The organism is Acinetobacter lwoffii (genome assembly GCF_024129435.1).
Classification (GTDB): domain Bacteria; phylum Pseudomonadota; class Gammaproteobacteria; order Pseudomonadales; family Moraxellaceae; genus Acinetobacter; species Acinetobacter lwoffii_F.
In genome coordinates this window covers 180,070-196,998 of sequence record NZ_JAMXXN010000003.1, presented here as the reverse complement: position 1 = coordinate 196,998, position 16,929 = coordinate 180,070, and the positions used below count along the sequence as shown (strand labels likewise).

Annotated in this window: 17 protein-coding genes, 4 tRNA genes and 1 pseudogene; 8 read left to right on the top strand and 14 right to left on the bottom strand. The window is 42.5% G+C overall.

Annotated elements, in window-relative coordinates; translation table 11 throughout:
* Nucleotide 1: 1 nt before the first annotated feature.
* Entirely contained in the window at nt 2-484 is a 483-nt protein-coding gene (gene ybeY / locus NI455_RS03490) for an rRNA maturation RNase YbeY (RefSeq protein ID WP_071850834.1), read from the top strand.
* Between the two features lie 165 nt (nt 485-649).
* Here ybeY and NI455_RS03485 read toward each other — a convergent pair whose 3' ends face one another.
* Nucleotides 650-1,507: an energy transducer TonB gene (locus tag NI455_RS03485; RefSeq protein WP_253112421.1), complete on the bottom strand. Its 858-nt coding sequence runs from the start codon at nt 1,505-1,507 to the stop codon at nt 650-652.
* Between the two features lie 263 nt (nt 1,508-1,770).
* On the opposite strand from NI455_RS03485, the gene NI455_RS03480 reads away from it, so the two are divergent.
* The 3 genes from NI455_RS03480 to NI455_RS03470 all read left to right on the top strand — a co-directional run bounded on the left by NI455_RS03480 (nt 1,771) and on the right by NI455_RS03470 (nt 3,995).
* Nucleotides 1,771-2,457 carry a hypothetical protein gene (locus NI455_RS03480; RefSeq protein ID WP_253112419.1) on the top strand — a complete coding sequence of 229 codons (687 nt, stop codon included), beginning with the start codon at nt 1,771-1,773 and terminating at the stop codon, nt 2,455-2,457.
* A gap of 160 nt (nt 2,458-2,617) precedes the next feature.
* Nucleotides 2,618-3,331, top strand: coding sequence for a DUF3108 domain-containing protein (locus tag NI455_RS03475; protein WP_253112416.1), 714 nt, complete (start codon nt 2,618-2,620; stop codon nt 3,329-3,331).
* Between the two features lie 88 nt (nt 3,332-3,419).
* The gene (locus NI455_RS03470) at nt 3,420-3,995 is read left to right on the top strand and encodes a xanthine phosphoribosyltransferase (RefSeq protein ID WP_005094083.1); all 576 of its coding nucleotides are present in this window, start codon (nt 3,420-3,422) and stop codon (nt 3,993-3,995) included.
* 312 nt (nt 3,996-4,307) lie between these two features.
* On the opposite strand, the gene NI455_RS03465 is transcribed toward NI455_RS03470, so the two are convergent.
* The 3 genes from NI455_RS03465 to NI455_RS03455 all read right to left on the bottom strand — a co-directional run bounded on the left by NI455_RS03465 (nt 4,308) and on the right by NI455_RS03455 (nt 6,643).
* Nucleotides 4,308-4,982, bottom strand: a complete 675-nt coding sequence (locus tag NI455_RS03465; protein WP_253112413.1) for a hypothetical protein — start codon at nt 4,980-4,982, stop codon at nt 4,308-4,310.
* Between the two features lie 84 nt (nt 4,983-5,066).
* Nucleotides 5,067-6,272, bottom strand: coding sequence for a CsgG/HfaB family protein (locus NI455_RS03460; RefSeq protein ID WP_253112411.1), 1,206 nt, complete (start codon nt 6,270-6,272; stop codon nt 5,067-5,069).
* Nucleotides 6,266-6,643: a hypothetical protein gene (locus tag NI455_RS03455; RefSeq protein ID WP_253112410.1), complete on the bottom strand. Its 378-nt coding sequence runs from the start codon at nt 6,641-6,643 to the stop codon at nt 6,266-6,268. The genes NI455_RS03460 and NI455_RS03455 overlap by 7 nt, the downstream gene beginning before the upstream one ends.
* A gap of 854 nt (nt 6,644-7,497) precedes the next feature.
* On the opposite strand from NI455_RS03455, the gene NI455_RS03450 reads away from it, so the two are divergent.
* Nucleotides 7,498-7,869, top strand: coding sequence for a hypothetical protein (locus NI455_RS03450; protein ID WP_185950194.1), 372 nt, complete (start codon nt 7,498-7,500; stop codon nt 7,867-7,869).
* Nucleotides 7,870-7,916: 47 nt separating this feature from the next.
* On the opposite strand, the gene wrbA is transcribed toward NI455_RS03450, so the two are convergent.
* On the bottom strand, nt 7,917-8,513 hold the full coding sequence (wrbA, locus tag NI455_RS03445) for an NAD(P)H:quinone oxidoreductase (RefSeq protein WP_253112448.1): 597 nt from the start codon (nt 8,511-8,513) through the stop codon (nt 7,917-7,919).
* Between the two features lie 113 nt (nt 8,514-8,626).
* Between wrbA and NI455_RS03440 the strand changes: the two genes are divergently transcribed.
* A complete protein-coding gene (locus NI455_RS03440) occupies nt 8,627-9,874 on the top strand; it encodes a YihY family inner membrane protein (RefSeq protein WP_004281448.1) in 1,248 nt (415 codons plus the stop codon).
* Nucleotides 9,875-9,902: 28 nt separating this feature from the next.
* Here NI455_RS03440 and yddG read toward each other — a convergent pair whose 3' ends face one another.
* Together yddG and NI455_RS03430 are read right to left on the bottom strand one after the other, a co-directional pair.
* Entirely contained in the window at nt 9,903-10,790 is an 888-nt protein-coding gene (gene yddG, locus NI455_RS03435; protein WP_253112408.1) for an aromatic amino acid DMT transporter YddG, read from the bottom strand.
* Nucleotides 10,787-11,725 carry a DMT family transporter gene (locus NI455_RS03430; RefSeq protein WP_253112406.1) on the bottom strand — a complete coding sequence of 313 codons (939 nt, stop codon included), beginning with the start codon at nt 11,723-11,725 and terminating at the stop codon, nt 10,787-10,789. Before NI455_RS03430 ends, yddG begins: the two co-directional genes overlap by 4 nt.
* 104 nt (nt 11,726-11,829) lie before the next feature.
* Between NI455_RS03430 and NI455_RS03425 the strand changes: the two genes are divergently transcribed.
* On the top strand, nt 11,830-12,651 hold the full coding sequence (locus NI455_RS03425; protein WP_253112404.1) for an AraC family transcriptional regulator: 822 nt from the start codon (nt 11,830-11,832) through the stop codon (nt 12,649-12,651).
* A gap of 52 nt (nt 12,652-12,703) precedes the next feature.
* Here the strand turns inward: NI455_RS03425 and NI455_RS03420 are convergent, their stop codons facing one another.
* Together NI455_RS03420 and NI455_RS03415 are read right to left on the bottom strand one after the other, a co-directional pair.
* Complete coding sequence (locus NI455_RS03420; protein ID WP_253112403.1) at nt 12,704-13,345, bottom strand: fumarylacetoacetate hydrolase family protein; 642 nt, start codon at nt 13,343-13,345, stop codon at nt 12,704-12,706.
* A 37-nt stretch (nt 13,346-13,382) separates the two neighbouring features.
* Nucleotides 13,383-13,880 (bottom strand): YcxB family protein, encoded by a 498-nt coding sequence (locus NI455_RS03415; RefSeq protein ID WP_004281456.1) that lies wholly within the window; start codon nt 13,878-13,880, stop codon nt 13,383-13,385.
* Nucleotides 13,881-14,038: 158 nt separating this feature from the next.
* On the opposite strand from NI455_RS03415, the pseudogene NI455_RS03410 reads away from it, so the two are divergent.
* Nucleotides 14,039-15,336, top strand: a pseudogene (locus NI455_RS03410) (SRPBCC family protein).
* Between the two features lie 105 nt (nt 15,337-15,441).
* Here the strand turns inward: NI455_RS03410 and NI455_RS03405 are convergent.
* From NI455_RS03405 to NI455_RS03385, 5 genes are all read right to left on the bottom strand, one after another.
* Nucleotides 15,442-15,518, bottom strand: a tRNA-Arg gene (locus NI455_RS03405).
* 287 nt (nt 15,519-15,805) lie between these two features.
* Nucleotides 15,806-16,411, bottom strand: coding sequence for a dihydrofolate reductase family protein (locus NI455_RS03400; RefSeq protein ID WP_004645078.1), 606 nt, complete (start codon nt 16,409-16,411; stop codon nt 15,806-15,808).
* 118 nt (nt 16,412-16,529) lie between these two features.
* A tRNA-Arg gene (locus NI455_RS03395) sits at nt 16,530-16,606 on the bottom strand.
* Between the two features lie 48 nt (nt 16,607-16,654).
* Nucleotides 16,655-16,731: transfer RNA gene (locus tag NI455_RS03390), tRNA-Arg, on the bottom strand.
* 16 nt (nt 16,732-16,747) lie between these two features.
* Nucleotides 16,748-16,837: transfer RNA gene (locus tag NI455_RS03385), tRNA-Ser, on the bottom strand.
* Nucleotides 16,838-16,929: the final 92 nt, after the last annotated feature.

The window sequence follows — 16,929 nt, the reverse complement described above, 5'->3', positions numbered from 1 at the left end:
GTTGAAACTTAGTCTTTCCTTACAACAGGACTTTCAGTCACCTGAACTGGTACTGAAACGAGCCTATATTAAAAAAGTTGTAGAAACCACTTTACGTCATATCGGCACTCAAAGTGATTGCGAAATTGGAATTGCCTGTGTTGATAATGACGAAAGTCATAAACTGAATTTGGAATATCGAGGCAAAGACAAACCGACCAATGTCCTGTCTTTCCCAAGTGAACTTCCAGATGAAATGGCGCAGTTTCTGGATGCATTTCCCATTGGTGATCTGGTGATCTGTATTCCTGTAGTACTGGCGGAAGCGCTGGAACAGCAAAAAGTACCATTAACGCATTTCACCCATATGCTGGTACATGGCACTTTACACCTAATGGGCTATGACCATGAAACCTCGGATGAAGATGCTGAAGAAATGGAAGGCATTGAAATCGAGATTCTGGCCAAGCTGGGTTTTGAAAATCCTTATCTAGAACAGAACTAAAATTTCTTCATAAAAAAGCGGGCTAAGGCCTGCTTTTTTTATTGTTTACCCTCACCCCAACCCTCTCCCATAAGGAGAGGGAGTTTTAATACCTATAGCTCAATGATAGTTCTCTCTCCCGTTGGGAGGGAGTTAAAGGGAGGGTTTACAAATGAATAAAATGGTCTAACGCACCTCAAATTCTGCTTCTGCCGGATCAAATCGCCAGGTACGAATCACCCGCAGTTCGGAAATTTCTTTCATTTTACTGTCGAAAGCACCAAATGGTGCTGCCTTACGCACGGAAGCTTTGGCTGCTTCGTCCAGCATGGCATGTCCTGAACTGTCAATCAGTCGAATGGCACGAATTCCGCCATTCTGGTTCAGGATCACCATCAGCCGCACTTCCCCTGCTAGATTCTGTTGTTTTGCTGCTTCCGGATAATAACGGTTACCATAAAATTCCACTTTTTCACGGAACTTTTCCAGATATGCGGCCGAAACATCCTGCTTGGACTGAATACCATCCACAGTCTTAATTTTTTGCTGACGACTGAAATTTTGCTGACGCTGTAAATATTGCGCTTCCAGACTGGCGACCATGGCCGCTTTGGCCTGAAACTGGCTCTGTAATTGCTCCTGCATTTTTTTACGCTGATTTTCTTCCGCCTGCTTTTGCCAACTCAAGGTGGTCATCAGGACTTTTTCTTCAAAACTGAGTTCCTGTTGCTGTTGCAGCATATCTAGACTTTCTTGCAGTTCTTCACCTGCATGTTGCTCCATTAACGGCGATGGCATATCACTCGACATGCGATGAGCTTCTCTAAACTGGCCGGAACCCTGCTGGTCCGTTTGGGCCAGAAAATCAGCATGCTCAATTTTTTCATCAGTCTGGCGCAAGCTGACCGCGATTTCTTTGGTACTGGTATCCCGATCTTGCGGAATACCAAATTCCAGTGTCAGCACGATCAAATGCAGAATGCCTGCGGCAAGCAACGCACTGCTAAACACTGGATCTTTCCACCAAGTTCTGACCAGAGGCATGAGTATCATCGTTTTTTCACATTCGCCTAAACTCAATAATGAGTTCAGCTCCCCAAAAAAGTATTTGAAAGATTAAAAATAAACGGATTCGTCATTTATCTTTTTAAAATGCCAAATCCATCAAATCTTCAACGTTACATAACTAAAACTATAAAAATGGTGCTATTTATTTTGCTAAACTTCAAGCATGAACGCTTGTATTTTTCATACAATTCGACAAGATACATCCCGAGTCAAAAATAAAGTTGCCAGGACGCTTCAGTATGCAAACGCTAATTTCCAATATTTCCAACCGAATCCGCCAAGTGTATCAGAGGGCGGAAGGATTTATTGAAGATGAGCGTGAATTTCCCTTATCGCAAGTCTTCCTGAATGCAACCTTTCAGCGCTTTGTCACAGACAATGTCGATGCATTGAAAGACTTACACGCAGATTTACATGAAGACTGGCTGCGTCTCTACGCAACACTGGATTATAAAGGCCTGATTGTCACTTTATCGGTTGATTTGAAACTGGTACAGATGGAATTGAATAAAACCACCCAGTTGATCGTTTTCGAGCAAATTAGTGATACCCAGCTGATTGAAGCCAAATATCCGAATATGCTTTATAAACTTGGCGTGCGTTTCGGCTTGTTCTTCTATCAACGTGTCTTGAATAAAGATCCGTTGGGAATGATTCTGGAAAAACTGGGCGTGATTAAAGTCATTGATGACTTGCTCTATCTGGACCTGAATCGCTGGTTAGGTAAGAACCGTTCCATTATTGACACACTTGGAAAAGTACATGTCAATCACGCAGTACTTCGTGAAGCCGAACTGGTGGTGATTGGCAACGTCAATCTGGCCGCCCTGTTTAGAAAACTTTCCCAAGATCAGGAAGAGAACTGGGATGAAGACGAGATGGATGACAACCGGGTCACCCCCATCAAACAGAAAGATCCCTCTTAAATCGTGCCGAACGTAGTTTTTTGAACAAAAGTTCCATAAAACTACATGAAATATACATTTTTGGCAGAAATATCCCTTCAATTTCCATATTTTGCCCAAATAATAAGGGGTGCAATAAGTGATATGTTTTGCCCGTTGAACCAATATAGGAAAATAACTGATGGCGAAGACTGTATTCAAAACTTTAGTGATGACCACGGGTCTGAGCAGCGCGATACTGTTCACTGGTATTTCTAGCCAGGCTTTTGCCATGACTCCTTTCCAGGCCAGTTATCAATTTAGCTATAATGGCAAAAATATGGGGTCTGCAACGCGGACTTTAAGCAAATCAGGCAATAACTGGACTTATGTCTTTGCTGCAAAAGCCGGAGGTATTGCCTCTGCAACCGAAACCAGCCGCTTTACTTTTAATAATGGCAAGATCGGCTCAAGCAGTTTCAGTCGCAGCAGTAAAGTGCTGGTGCATAACAATACAATGAGTATTAATTTCAATCCTTCCAGCAAAAGCATCAGTACCAAGAAAGATGATGAAAAACGTTCTTTTGCCTGGAGAGCTGATGTTCTGGATGAGTTAAATGCAGAATTACAGATTCGTGAAGATTTAAAAAATTCAGGTCTGAAAGCAAATTACTATATTGCTGATGCCAAAGAAGTTGAAGGCCGTAAGTTTGTGAAACAGGGTTCAGAAACTGTAAGCACCAAATATGGTTCCTTTAATACCATCAAGGTGGTGATGAAGCATAGCAAGCCAGGCCGTGAGACCATTTTCTGGTTGGCACCAAAACTTGACTATCTTCCAGTCAAAGTTTCGCATGTCGACAAGAAAACCTCCTATGGTTTGCTGTTAACTGACTATAAAGGTGCAAGCAACTAAGTTTTTGGCGAATTTCACTTGATTTTTTCCGGGTGCTTTTTACAATACGCTTTTGCTTGAAAAAGCACCTGCTCTTGAGGATTCTCCCGTGCATGCACTAGAACAGAAAATCTTGGCTGAAGGCATCGTCCTCTCTGAAGAAGTTTTGAAAGTAGATTCTTTCTTAAACCATCAGATAGATCCAGTCATGATGCAACTGATTGGTCAAGAATTTGCGCGTCTGTTTAAGGATGCTGGTATTACCAAAATTATTACGATTGAAGCATCAGGTATCGCACCTGCCGTAATGGCTGGCTTAGAGCTTGGCGTACCTGTGATCTTTGCACGTAAATACCAGTCGCTGACCCTGAAAGATGATTTATATCGTTCTAAAGTCTTTTCATTTACCAAACAGACTGAAAGCACAATCGCGATTTCAAATAAACACATCAGCTCAACCGATAAGGTTTTAGTGATCGATGATTTCCTGGCTAATGGTCAGGCGGCGCTTGGTTTAGCGGATTTGATCCACCAGGCAAATGCAGAAGTAGTCGGTATTGGCATTGTGATTGAAAAATCATTCCAGCCAGGTCGTGACCTGCTGCTTGAAAAAGGCTACCGTGTGGAATCACTGGCACGCGTGAAGTCTTTGGCAAATGGTACAGTTGAATTTGTTCGCGACTAAGCTCGATAATGAATTTCAAAAGAGCGCTGATGCGCTCTTTTTTTATTGCGTTTTTCTAATGATATAAATTTAAAATATCCAGAGTTCGGCTATAGCTCAGCCTAAGTTCTTATTTATTCTTCCAGATTTGATCCTAGAGAAATGGCTTAATCTTAAGCGCCAAGCTATTCAATTTCTAAAATAGAGAGTGTCAAACAATAAGTACTTTTGTTATCCGATGAATAAACAACAATTTATGTTGGTGTTATTATAAAATAAAGAGGCCTAACTATCTGCCAATAGTTAGACCTGTGTTCACCTCAAAAAAAGAGTTTATTTAACAGTCACAGTGATACTACCGCTATTCACAGCACCGATAGCGGTAGTTGTGATGCTGTTGTTAATAGCAGTTTGAGTTCCTTCTGAAATAGCACTGACAGATGCATCAATAGCACCCGCATTATAAGCAATGTTCGCTACACTATAATTGCTTAAAGTTTCATTGATTTCCTCACTATAGTTGGTACTCAGTGTTGAACTCACAACTTCCGAGATATCTGAACTATCCCCAACCTCTGATAGCTCCTCTAGAGTTTCAGAATTATTAGTTGCACTCGTTACTGCACTGTAGTCGTAGTTATCCGTTGCATCTGATATGTCTGATACCACCTTATTGTAGCTACCCTGCTCAATACTGATACTACCTGTATTCGCAGCACCAATCGCAGTAGTTTCAATTGTACCTTCAATTGAACTAATGGCGTCTGGTGCTTCTCTTGTAGCTTCTGCAATTGCTTCTAAATCGACACTTGCATCAACATCACCTGTATTCACTGCAAGATTCAAAGCAGAACCATTTTCAACCTGCTGAGAAATAGAATCCAGGGTAGCTTGTAAGCCTGTATCTACGGTGACATCAGTAGGTGTTTCACCATCTTGGGCGTATGCCATACCTGCGCTAGACAGAAAGGCGACGGATAAAGCGATTGTTTTGATCGTATTTTTCATCGTTGTTCTTCCTACTTTTGTTTTGAAGTACCTCTCGCTAAGTACTCCTTCTTATAATGGGAGCGAGCCCATTTTTAAATATTCTTAATCACGTTGGGTGCTAGACCAGTAATTTTCGACCACATCAGGATTAACCTCCCATAGCGTTGTGGTTTTTTCATCTTCTTGTTCTTTAGCAGCTTCTTCTTGAGTATCTTTTTCTTCATTCTTTTCATTTGAAGAAGGTTGACGCTGCTTCTTGCTGATATATTTAATCAAGTCCTGTTTACTCATTTCAGGCTCTGCTTCAGGGTTTTGAATCACCTCGGACTCTTTCTGTTTAGGCGGTTTTGTATCTTTACTCGGGGAGTTGGTTAACTTATTTTTTTCATTGGATGAGTCTGCCTGGCTTGAGACTGACTCCTGAACAACACTGCTTGAAGCTGTACTATTTTGTTGCTGGTTTTTCTTGTATTTATGCAGAGCGACAGAACTTCGGGTTAAGTTCAATTGACCAAACTCTGGCGGTATCTGCGCACGGCAACTTTCAAATACGGCGGGTGGGACAACCTGACTCAGCAATTCAAAAGTGGCCAGATTCAACATTTGCCGCAAGGCAAAGTTAGTTGCCTCTCGTTCTCCTTTTCCAATCTGAATATTTAAGAGTGTACGACCAGCGAATCTGCCTGCACTTAAGCCATAATCCTGTGCAGCAATTTGCTTCTGCAATGAAACATTGCCCACGACTTTACTGCTGCGGGTATCAGTCAAAGATAAATCCAGACCGACCATAATCCGGGTTTGACTATAATTCGGACCGACACCAGCGATCTGCATGTCAAAACCACCACCCGGAATAAAATCCAGACTGTTAATACTGCCTGTCACATAATAATCAGAAGCCTGGATTTGTCTTGGATCACGAATGCCCCACTTGGCTTCGCTTTCGATAATCCGGGGATCACGCCGGTTCATTAAGCTTACCCCCGCCTGAAACAAGGCAGATTGCACCATATCTCCCGCACCTTGGGTCACCATTTTTCCGCTACCACCATTGGTAACTACATCCTTACCGGTTTGATCCAGAATTGCCCCCACGGAGAAACTCACATCACTACGTAATTGTCCTTTTAGGCAGGATAAAGCCATATCAAAAGGGGTAAAAATATCGGTAATTGGGGGGCCTTGTACCAGGCTAACTGGCTTCTTGTTTGAGGGCGCTAAACCCGTGCAGCCTGTTAAAAAAGAGCTGCAAAGGACAGTGGCACTCACGAAAGATATATGTCTTCTGGTCGAGGAGAAATTCAACATTGTGATTCTCCTGGTCTGTTACTTAAATTAAGACAGCGCTGAGGATTTTGGTTGGTATTTGAATTGACTGGTGCTTCATTCAGCAACTCACTCGTAATATCGATACTGTTGTCTGTACCCTCTACATTGATATTGTTGGTCGGGGTATTTACCGTCCCGATGGAGGTGGTCGAAGTGCTATGAACGGTGGTTTTACCTAATCCAGAATAATAGTCTGACTCCTTAAGTTCGATCAGATTGGCTTGAACTAGATTCTCATTGGAACGGGCACTGGATGATTTCCAACGCTGAGTCCACTCATCAGAGGTGGCATAAGCGTTACTTAGAAAACACAAACATAATAAACCCAGATTGATAACTAATATTCTCATAATCTTAATATCCTCTGATTTAAGATATTTATTTAATTTTTCGTTTAAGTAAGATTAAATTTATCTGAAAAATATTAAATCACATAAAATTATAAAATGTAGAAAATATCCCTATTCACATATTTTTTTGTTTTAATTAAAAATATAAATTATTGTTTTTAATTAATAAATAAAAATTTGTTTATTATTTGTGATTTGTAAGAAATCATTATATAAAATTTTTTTGAATATAAAATTCATATAAAAAACTTGATTAAAATAATATATTTTTTATATTAGCAATAATCAAAAATTTATCTAATAAAGATTAGAATTATTATACTTTTTATATTTTAAAAGTCGTAAATTTTTATTTTACTAGAACTTCTATTTAACAAGGATAAATGTCAAGATTTATTTAAAATATAATTAATCAATTACAATGAAGGTGACTTATAAAGAAACGCCAATATTCAGGTGTATTTTGGCAGAAAAATTTTAATAGCCCTGATAAGAACTCGTTTGCATATTTTTCGACGTCCCTTCCTTTTTTATCTTAACTCCAGAAATAGTCTTTCTAAGAGCTAAGAGCATAATATTTAGAATGATAAGAAAAGAACATTTCTGATGATCTTGAGATTTGCCATTTCCTCAATGGCAGGTTAAGAATTGCGTTAATCAACCAAGAAGGCATATATTTACAGCTGAAATACAATGTTTTAGCGTGAACTCAACTAGAATCAAGTGAGTATGCAATGTTTCTGATTTGCGAATTCAAAACTTATCTAGTGTGTTGTTGTATGTTATGAATAAGTGCTGATCAGGGCAAAAATCCTATTTCCGATAAACCTAAAACAAGCACATCTCAATCCTTGATGGAACAATCTATGCAATGTCCTAAATGTGGCTCAGCTGATATCGAACAGCGCGATCATGAACAGAATTTAAAGAAAATTGGCGGCATTCTCATGAGTTCAGCGGGTGCAACTGCAGGGACTGTAGGTGGCGCTGCTTCGGGTGCATCGATTGGCGCTGCAATTGGTACAGTAGCCGGACCTTTAGGTGTGATTGTCGGCGGAACCGTAGGCACTTTTGTCGGTGCAATCAGTGTCGGAATTACCGGCGGTGTGGTCGGTAATTTTCTGGGAAAAAAAGCCGGGGTTTCTGTCGACCGTAATCTGTTTCAGGATTATCAATGTCTGAAATGCAAATACAGATTTAGTCAAAAAGATCAAAAAGAAGCCTAATAAAATTCAGGAAATGAAGTTCATCCTTCATTTCCTGTGAGTGTTTTTCAGACTCGATTGAGTTTCAGTACCACTTCACCTAAACGCTTGCCTTGTACTTCACACAGAATTTTTTCATCCGGACTCAAGCCCTGATCATGCCGTGGGCCGCTGACATGACTAGCACCATAAGGTGTGCCACCAGTTTTGGTATTCGAGAGTGCAGGTGTTGCGTTACTAAGCCCCATGATCATCATGCCATGATGGAACAACGGCAGCAGCATGGTCAGCAAAGTACTTTCCTGTCCACCATGCATGGAACCTGATGCCGTAAACACGCAAGCCGGTTTACCGTGTAGCGCTCCATTCAGCCACAGACTCGTAGTCTGATCCCAAAAATATTTCATTTCAGAGGCCATATTGCCAAAACGGGTCGGTGAACCAAGCGCCAGGCCGGCACATTGCGCCAGATCGTCCAGAGTACAGTAAATATCCCCTTCTGCCGGAATACTCGGTTCAGCGACTTTTACCATGCTGGATATATTTGGAACTGTCCTGATTTTTACTGCCACGCCTGTCGCTTCAATTCCATTGGCAATTAAATGCGCCATTTCTTTGGTTGAGCCATATTTGCTGTAATATAAAACAAGGACATAAGGTTGCATCATGGTTCTTAGTCATTACTTAAAAAAATAAAACTATACGATACTTTGCAAGTTTTTTGGTTAAGCTGATGGTGAAAATTCATGATGATTAAAAAAATTGAGATTGGATGCAGATGATTGTTAAGTATTTAAAGAAATTACCTTTCTATGAAAAACACTGGTTTCAATTTGTTTTATTTGTACTTCGACGCTTTGAAACAGACCGCTGTCGCGAACAGGCAGGTTCCCTGACCTATACCACCCTGTTCGCCGTAGTGCCGATGCTGACGGTTTTTCTGGTGATTATTTCTTCCATTAAAGCCCTAGAACCTGCGCGGCAGCAATTACAGCAGCTGATTTATAGTAATTTTTTACCCAAAACCACCATTGCCTTTGATAAGGCCCTGAATGCCTTTACCGATAAATCCAGCAATCTCACCATCATTGGTATTCTGTTCTTGTTTGTGACGACAGTATTGATGCTCAGCAGTATCGAAACGGTGTTTAACCGCATTTGGCGCGTGACTGAAACGCGGGGCGGAATTATGGGCTTTATGCGTTACTGGACCATCATTTCGCTCGGGCCGATTTTACTCGGCAGTGCATTTGTGATTTCTTCGACCGTGGCATCCATGAGCATTCTCAGCAATAACTTTGCCGGTTATGAGCTTGATGGCGCTTTTGTCCTCTGGGCGATTTCCTTTTCTTTGACTGTACTCGGATTTTTCATTTTGAACTGGACCATCCCGAATCGCAGTGTACCGCTTAAATCTGCCTTTATTGCCGGTCTGTTTAGTGCCGTGGTGTTTGAGCTGTTGAAAAACCTGTTCGGCTATATCATGTCAAACTTCACCAGTTATGAAATTGTCTATGGCGCATTCGCCGCCGTACCGATTTTCCTGCTCTGGATTTATCTGTCGTGGATTATTGTGTTATTGGGGGTTGAAATCAGCTATGCCCTGACGGCGTTTGAATCTGGGCAGGACAATAAACGCCATCCCATCGTCATGCTGCTGGATCTGTTAGAATTATTTTATAAAAAGCAGAAAACTGGTGAAAGCATCAGTGAAGCCCAAGCACTTGAGGTCTTAGGCCGGGATGAAATTGGACGCTGGCCGAGCTATGTCGCCATGTTTGAAAAGCAGAATTTGATCAAACGTACCGATGAAAATGAATATGTGCTGGTTCGTGATCTGGATCAGGTCAGCTTCTGGAATTTTTATCTGCAATTACCCTATCCACTGCCACGCAAAAACCATCTCACCAATGCCCAGACTGATGACATCTGGATGCAAAATTTCTCACCTAGATTACAGGAAACCGATCAATATCTGGAAGAAAAACTCAATTTTCCATTGTCCGAACTGTTCCGACATAAATAAAAAAATCCTCTCGCTTGAGAGGATTTTTTTAACTGATAGCGGTAGATTTCCAGCAGACTATAGCGCCTGCAGTCACCAAACCCGTCCCGATCCAAAAACTGAGTTCGGGTCTGACATCCAGAATCAGCATTGACATGACCGAAGAAAGAATCGGCATAAAATAGGTGGCTAAAATCAGCACCTTGATATTGCCGAACTGCATACTCTGATTCCAGTTACTATAGGCGATGCCAATCAGACTACCCACCACTGCAATTCCCAACCATAGCTTGAATGTGGGCATGATAAAAGGTTCGTTTAATCCTAAATGTAAGAACCATAAGCTAATTACAGCGACCAAAAAGAAAATCGGTACACCATTTTGTCCGCGGCCATAGGTCCTAGTTAGAACGCAGTAGCAAGGCCATAACAAAGCGCCGAGAAAGGCAAAGCCATAGGCCCAAAGATTTTCAGCTAAAGCCTGCATAAACTTCGGCAGATTAGTGATTTCTGGATTGACCACCAGCATCAGTCCCATTACGGCGAGCAGAAAGCCGGGAATCACCCAGAGGTGGGCCTGCAACTGCCGGGCAAAAATCGAAAAAACAATCATCAAGGGTGGCCACAGATAATTGATCATGGCAATCAGCATCACTTGTTCACGATTATCTGACCATGCCACGGCAACCAGAAATAGAATCTCATAAGCCACAAATAAAGCGCCACAACCGAACAGATAGCGCTTGGACATTTGCTTGATTTTTGGGAAACCCGTGAATGCCAAAATCGCCAGACTGCTAAAACTATAAATTAAAGCAATCCCCTGCACTGCACTGGTGGATTCAGTAATCAGTTTCACTACAGCGACTAGACTGGCCCAGATCAGAATGGAAGACAGGCCAATCCAGGTCGCTAAATTTACAGACCAGTTTTTCATACTTGCTCTTGAATAGTTTTATTGATATTCGGTTTTTTCAGCCATCCCTGCAAACTCACCAGAATCACGCCCAACATCACCATACAGGTGCCGATAATAAAATTGATTTCGATATGTTCATCCAGAATCAGCACCCCGAACAGCATGCCGAATACAGGGGTCAAAAAGGAAAATACGCCCAGACGTGATGCCAGATAATGTTTCAGCATCCAGAACCAGATCAGATAACTGGCAAAGGAAATCAGTACGGTATGAAAAACCAGACTGGAAATAGACAACACTGTCCATTGAATGGCTGCTTGTCCAGTCAGAACAGCCAGAGGCAATAACAGGATTCCACCTATCAATAATTGATAGAACAAAGTCTGGGTTGCAGGTGCTTCAGCCAGCCGGCTCAGACGTACACTGACTGTGGTGGCTGCCCAGAATACGCCGCCAAGCAAAGCCAGAAAATCTCCCCACAAGGCATCAGTTTGTAAAGTTGATTCTGTCTGTGGACGTAACAGAAAACTGACTACAATTCCGCTAAAGGCAAGAAATATTCCGCCCCATTGCACAGAAGACAAACGCTCTGCCGGCAATTTCCAGTGTAAACCCAAAGCCACAAAAATCGGCGCGGTATAAAGTAAAACAATAGTATGCGAGGCTGAGGTATAACGCAGTGCCTCACCAATCAGATAGAATTCGGTTGCAAACAACACACCGACTAGTAATCCTGCAGGTAAATAGCGTGCATTCCAGAGTTGACGGCGCACGCTCTGCTGAATCAGGGGATAAACCATCAGCGCAGATAAGGCTGAACGCAAGGCAATTTGCATCAGGGCTGAAATATCACTGGCGGCCCATTTCAATACCACCTGTTGTAAACCCCACAACATACACAATACAAACATGATGGCAGATGCTTTAGCATCTAACGCCTGACGCTGGCTCACATACGGTCCTGTTGCTCATTTGGAAAGTACACTATAAAAGTGTCAGAAATAAAAGATATACTCCAAAACAGACAAATGATGGTGTTATTCAGGCAATTTCGGTGATGCATAAAAAAATTCAAGCAGATTCAGCTTCGCTCAAGCAACTTCCGACTCATGATCTGATTCAAGCACCTTTGTGGATCAGCTTCAGGGAGGATCCCGCGCAATCTGTTTATCCTCTGCATGGCCATGCCTGGGGAGAATTTGTCTATGCTTTTCATGGCGTGATGGAAGTGAATATTAATCATATAAATTATGTGACACCTTCACCTCACGGCATCTGGCTTCCACCGAATTTAGAGCATCGTGGTCTGAACCGTACTGCGGTTTCTCATGGCACCCTGTATGTGCATGAATCACTATGCAGCCAACTCCCTACTCAACCGGGTATCTTGCTCAGTGCGCCTCTGGTCACTGCTTTATTTACCCACCTGAAACAACTGCATCATCAAGATCATCCAGCACTCGAGAATTCAGCTGAATATCAGCGTCTGCTACAGGTGCTGCTCGATCAGCTCCAGCAAGCCCAACTGGTCAGCAGTTATCTACCGCATTCAGAACACGCATTGCTGAAACAGATTTTAGATTATTTACATCAGCATCCGGCAGATCAAAGCTCGCTGCAACAACTGGCCGAACGCGTCAATTTAACCGAGCGGACGTTAGCGCGATATAGTCAGAAAGAACTAGGAATGTCACTGCATGAATGGCGGCAACGCCTGAAAGTGATGCAGGCCATGTCTTTATTAAATGCGGCGCATAGTGTCGAGAGCATTGCCTTTGATCTGGGCTATGCCAATGCCTCGGCATTTATCAGCATGTTTAAACGCTGGATGGGAGCCACCCCAGATCAGTTTCGCAAGCGTTATACTGTTAATGATTAAAATTATGTATATGAAAAAGGAGCCAATAGGCTCCTATGATTCAAAATCTTGGTTATTTCACAAAAGTCGTCCAGACATAATCCTGAGACTGACCCTTCAGCGTCATTTTCAGTTGATCGCCTGAATACAATGCCGCAACGCCTGCCGGTGTACCGGTCATCACTACATCACCTTCTTCCAAAGTAAAGACCTGACTGATATCAGCCAACAAGGTCGCAATATCAAAAATCAATAACGCAGTATCACCTTTTTGACGCAGTTCATCATTGACTTCGAGTGTGTAATGCACATCTTTCCAGTCAGTGACTACATCGGCGACAGGCACCCAGTCCAACAACAAACAAGAACCATCAAAGGCTTTGGCACGTTCCCAAGGCTGGCCTTTTTTCTTGAGATCATCCTGTAAATCACGCAAAGTTAAGTCCAGACCTAAAGTTACCGCACCTACAGCTTCAAGTGCTTTCACAGGATCGCTTTCTTTGCTTAAAGTCCGGTCAATACGCAAACTCAATTCACATTCATAATGACAATTGCCCCATTCCAGATTCCACTCAATGCCTGCTTCAAGCGAACTTAAGGCACTCGGAGGCTTAATAAACAATACCGGACGATCAGGGATCGCATTGCCGAGTTCTTTGGCATGATCGGCATAACTGCGACCCACACAAACGATTTTGGATGGACGTGTGCTCATGATCAAAACTTCCCTTTTCCTTTTATAGATATCTGAATTATTTTTTAAATGTATGCTCGAACATACTCTGTTCAGTGCCGTCCTTAAAAGCACGCTTCGGTACGATCACGACGGTACGGTTTTTCAATTCCAGCATATAAGTCAGTTTACCGACAGCAAAATTCTGAACTTCGCTATATGGCACCAGCTTGCTACGATCATTGGTAAAAATTTCCGCATAGTCCTGATACAAATCAATACCCTGTTCGCTTTTACCAAACTGATATTTAACAAACTGGCGTTTAAACATCATCGGCAGGAACCAGTAACGCATGATGCCTTGCAGGATCAGGAAGAATGCACCCAAAGCCACGTAATAACGTCCAACGCCATCAAAGCCCATCGAGAAACCCCAGATGATGATCCCGATACTGACCAAAGGGGTCAGAAAACGTGAAATCTGCTTCTTGCCAAACGTCGCCAAGGCAAAACCATCCTGAGATTCTTCTAAAGTCAGAAAATAACGGGTCGATAAAGTCGGTGCTGACTCAGTCATAGCATCACATCAAAAATAAAATCTTGCCCAATACTATACCAAAATATCCACAGCGCTTATGGCCTGTCGCATCAATTACATAACTTTGCTTTGGAAATATGTGCATTTGGTTTTAAATAAATAGCAATTAAAACAAAAAATACACAACAGGATGTTGAATGAAAGGATTAAAGCAATGCATGCTCATCGGTGTTTGTTTGGCAGTTTCTGCTCCAGCACTGGCCAAGATTATTCCCTGGAATGCCGAAATACCAAGCAGTCTGAGTGCTTATCAAGGCAATGTCCAGCAACTGGCAGAATTAACCGGCGAGCGGATTCTGATTTATGCGCATCCAACCAGTAAAACCCAGCTTCCTACCTTAAACAGTAATGCAGCCAGCAAGACACAGTTTTATAGTGCGGCTGTGGTATTGCCTGTGGCTGAAGCTCAAGTTGAAAAATTGCTGCGCCATTATCCGAATTATGTCGGCCTGTTTCCGACCTTAAAGTCGGCCAAAGTGCTGGAGCAGCAGGGTTCGATTCAGCAGGTTAAATATCAGGTTCATATCCCGACCCCAATTCCGGTGTTGAACTTTAAAGAAACTGTAGTGATGCAGCATCATCTGGGTGAAAACAGCATCAGTACTTTAATTATTGATGCGCCAATTCCCTATGGTGCGGGAAAACTGGAATGGTTTGCACTGGGTCCGCATAAAACGCTGGTGACTGTCACCCAATGGGGCGACCTAAATCAGCCTAAAGGCTTTTTATTCAGTAAAATCCTGAATGCGCTGCCTGAAGCCAAACTCGGCATTCCGCCGAGTACCAATGCATTTCTGCTGGAAGCACTACAACAACGCTTTAAAACCGAGCATACAGCAGCACTAGCAACTCCGATTCCGCAACTGAGATTGAACCCTCAACAGCTACAAAAAATTGCCCAGATCAGCCAAAATCAGGGCAACCGGTCAGTTTCATTTTGCCGAACTATCTGATCAAAGAAGGAAAATTCTCAGAAAATTTAAGATTTAGCAGCACCTATCAATATTTTCCGAATCCGGTCGAAAAATTGCGGCCGTGGTTAGCAGCTGAAGCAACCCAGCAGCTTTTCCCCCGGCAGATCAAGAAAGTCGAACTGAATCCGGTCAATGCCCAGAATATAGATGCCAACTATAAGGTGTCGGTCGGTTTAGGAGTGATTCAGATTCCATTTAACTTCAAGATGCGTTTTTACCAGCCTGATTCCCTGCAAAACCAGTTTAATGCTAATGGTGGCGACTTGAAGTTTGTGAAAGGTGGCATGCGCTTATTGCCGCAGTCACAAGGTACCTTATTTCAAATTACCAGCAGCATGAAGATTCACGATCAGGCGCCATTCTTATTAAGAGCCATGCGCAGCATGCCCTATCACGATGTTTTACCTGCGGTAGGTGGCAATACCGTTTATGCACTGAAAGTGCAGCAGAAATTAAGATGAGCAGGAAGCAGAGAGTTATTGGTTTTTTATATGAAAAATAGTTAAAAATCACAGACGTAAAAAAACCGCATCACTGTGCGGTTTTTTCAGAATTCTTATCAAGATTGGTGCGCTCAGAGAGATTCGAACTCCCGACCCCTTAGTTCGTAGCCAAGTGCTCTATCCAGCTGAGCTATGAGCGCGACGTCTTGATGGGGTGCATTATACGAGCTTTTTTAGTCTTGTTAAGTGTTTTTTAATAAAATCACAACTGAATGTACAGTAATTAAACGATGTATCAGAATTTATAGTTTTCTGCTGAAAACTTCTGCGGATTTAGAGCTAAAAGCACTTAATTAATTCAACCAGAAAGCTGGATTTTCCGAAAAATTCCAGCACCACACAATGGGTCAGCCTTAAGTATTCTCAACCAAGTATTTAGCCAGAATAGAATTTAAATATAAAACGACCGTCACCCTTGTATTCTTTATCACTCGCCTATTGTTCCAGTCTTTACTGCTCCTGCTCTTTGATAATGCGTAAACACAATACCATTTGAGCTAGCCAGATGATCTATCAATTGAAAAGCGGCGGGTATTGATTCATGGCTAAACAGGCGTTTGCCAACACCGAGTATAATTGGAAAAGTCAGCAGACGAAGTTCATCCACAAGCTCATATTTAAAAAGCGCCTGTACCACTGCAGCACTGCCATAAACTCGAATATCCCCCTCTCCTGATGCTTTAAGCTTGATTACCTCATCAATGCTTTTCAGAAAAAGGGTATTTTGCCAGTCGGAATCCTCCAGACTGGTAGAAAGGACATATTTATTGACGTCATTAATTCCCAGCCAGTCTTCAGTATGTGTGGGCCAGTAAGATTCAAAAATCTGAAAAGTATGTTTCCCTAAAAGAATATCGGAGGGCTGCATCCATTTTTGCATAATGAAATCAAATGCCGGATCAGGTTCCCCGTTAAAATACGGTGCCACCCAGCCACCATATTGAAAACCACCAGATAGATCTTCTTCCGGGCCGCCGGGCCCCTGCATCACACCATCTAGGGTCAAAAACTCCTGGACAATGATTTTTCTCATCACGACTGCCTTTATTTTTATTCACTCGCCTGAGACTTATTTTTAGCACGTGATGTCTGGTGTTTCTGTAAATTTTAGGCACAAAAAAACCGCAACATGTGCGGTTAATTGTTCAAGTTGGTGCGCTCAGAGAGATTCGAACTCCCGACCCCTTAGTTCGTAGCCAAGTGCTCTATCCAGCTGAGCTATGAGCGCGTAACTTGTGTGCCTAGGTTGGCAATACGTTTTTTTGCTTAACTTACTTGGTGCGCTCAGAGAGATTCGAACTCCCGACCCCTTAGTTCGTAGCCAAGTGCTCTATCCAGCTGAGCTATGAGCGCGCGACATAAGTAAGCGTGGCGGTGAGAGAGGGATTCGAACCCTCGATACAGTTACCCGTATGCGTCCTTAGCAGGGACGTGGTTTCAGCCACTCACCCATCTCACCGTAACGTGCGGCCATAATACAAATTTCGGCATGGCACTGCAAGCGCAGCATCAAAAAAAAGTGCATATTTTTGCTCGTTTAAATACTTTTTA

What these genes read in the sequence shown, in the direction of transcription:
- NI455_RS03485 (WP_253112421.1), bottom strand. Translation starts at nt 1,507, where the DNA reads ATGCCTCTGGTCAGAACTTGGTGGAAAGATCCAGTGTTTAGCAGTGCG.
- NI455_RS03480 (WP_253112419.1), top strand. Translation starts at nt 1,771, where the DNA reads ATGCAAACGCTAATTTCCAATATTTCCAACCGAATCCGCCAAGTGTAT.
- NI455_RS03475 (WP_253112416.1), top strand. Translation starts at nt 2,618, where the DNA reads ATGGCGAAGACTGTATTCAAAACTTTAGTGATGACCACGGGTCTGAGC.
- NI455_RS03465 (WP_253112413.1), bottom strand. Translation starts at nt 4,982, where the DNA reads ATGAAAAATACGATCAAAACAATCGCTTTATCCGTCGCCTTTCTGTCT.
- NI455_RS03460 (WP_253112411.1), bottom strand. Translation starts at nt 6,272, where the DNA reads ATGTTGAATTTCTCCTCGACCAGAAGACATATATCTTTCGTGAGTGCC.
- NI455_RS03455 (WP_253112410.1), bottom strand. Translation starts at nt 6,643, where the DNA reads ATGAGAATATTAGTTATCAATCTGGGTTTATTATGTTTGTGTTTTCTA.
- NI455_RS03450 (WP_185950194.1), top strand. Translation starts at nt 7,498, where the DNA reads ATGGAACAATCTATGCAATGTCCTAAATGTGGCTCAGCTGATATCGAA.
- wrbA (WP_253112448.1), bottom strand. Translation starts at nt 8,513, where the DNA reads ATGCAACCTTATGTCCTTGTTTTATATTACAGCAAATATGGCTCAACC.
- NI455_RS03440 (WP_004281448.1), top strand. Translation starts at nt 8,627, where the DNA reads ATGATTGTTAAGTATTTAAAGAAATTACCTTTCTATGAAAAACACTGG.
- yddG (WP_253112408.1), bottom strand. Translation starts at nt 10,790, where the DNA reads ATGAAAAACTGGTCTGTAAATTTAGCGACCTGGATTGGCCTGTCTTCC.
- NI455_RS03425 (WP_253112404.1), top strand. Translation starts at nt 11,830, where the DNA reads ATGCATAAAAAAATTCAAGCAGATTCAGCTTCGCTCAAGCAACTTCCG.
- NI455_RS03420 (WP_253112403.1), bottom strand. Translation starts at nt 13,345, where the DNA reads ATGAGCACACGTCCATCCAAAATCGTTTGTGTGGGTCGCAGTTATGCC.
- NI455_RS03415 (WP_004281456.1), bottom strand. Translation starts at nt 13,880, where the DNA reads ATGACTGAGTCAGCACCGACTTTATCGACCCGTTATTTTCTGACTTTA.
- NI455_RS03400 (WP_004645078.1), bottom strand. Translation starts at nt 16,411, where the DNA reads ATGAGAAAAATCATTGTCCAGGAGTTTTTGACCCTAGATGGTGTGATG.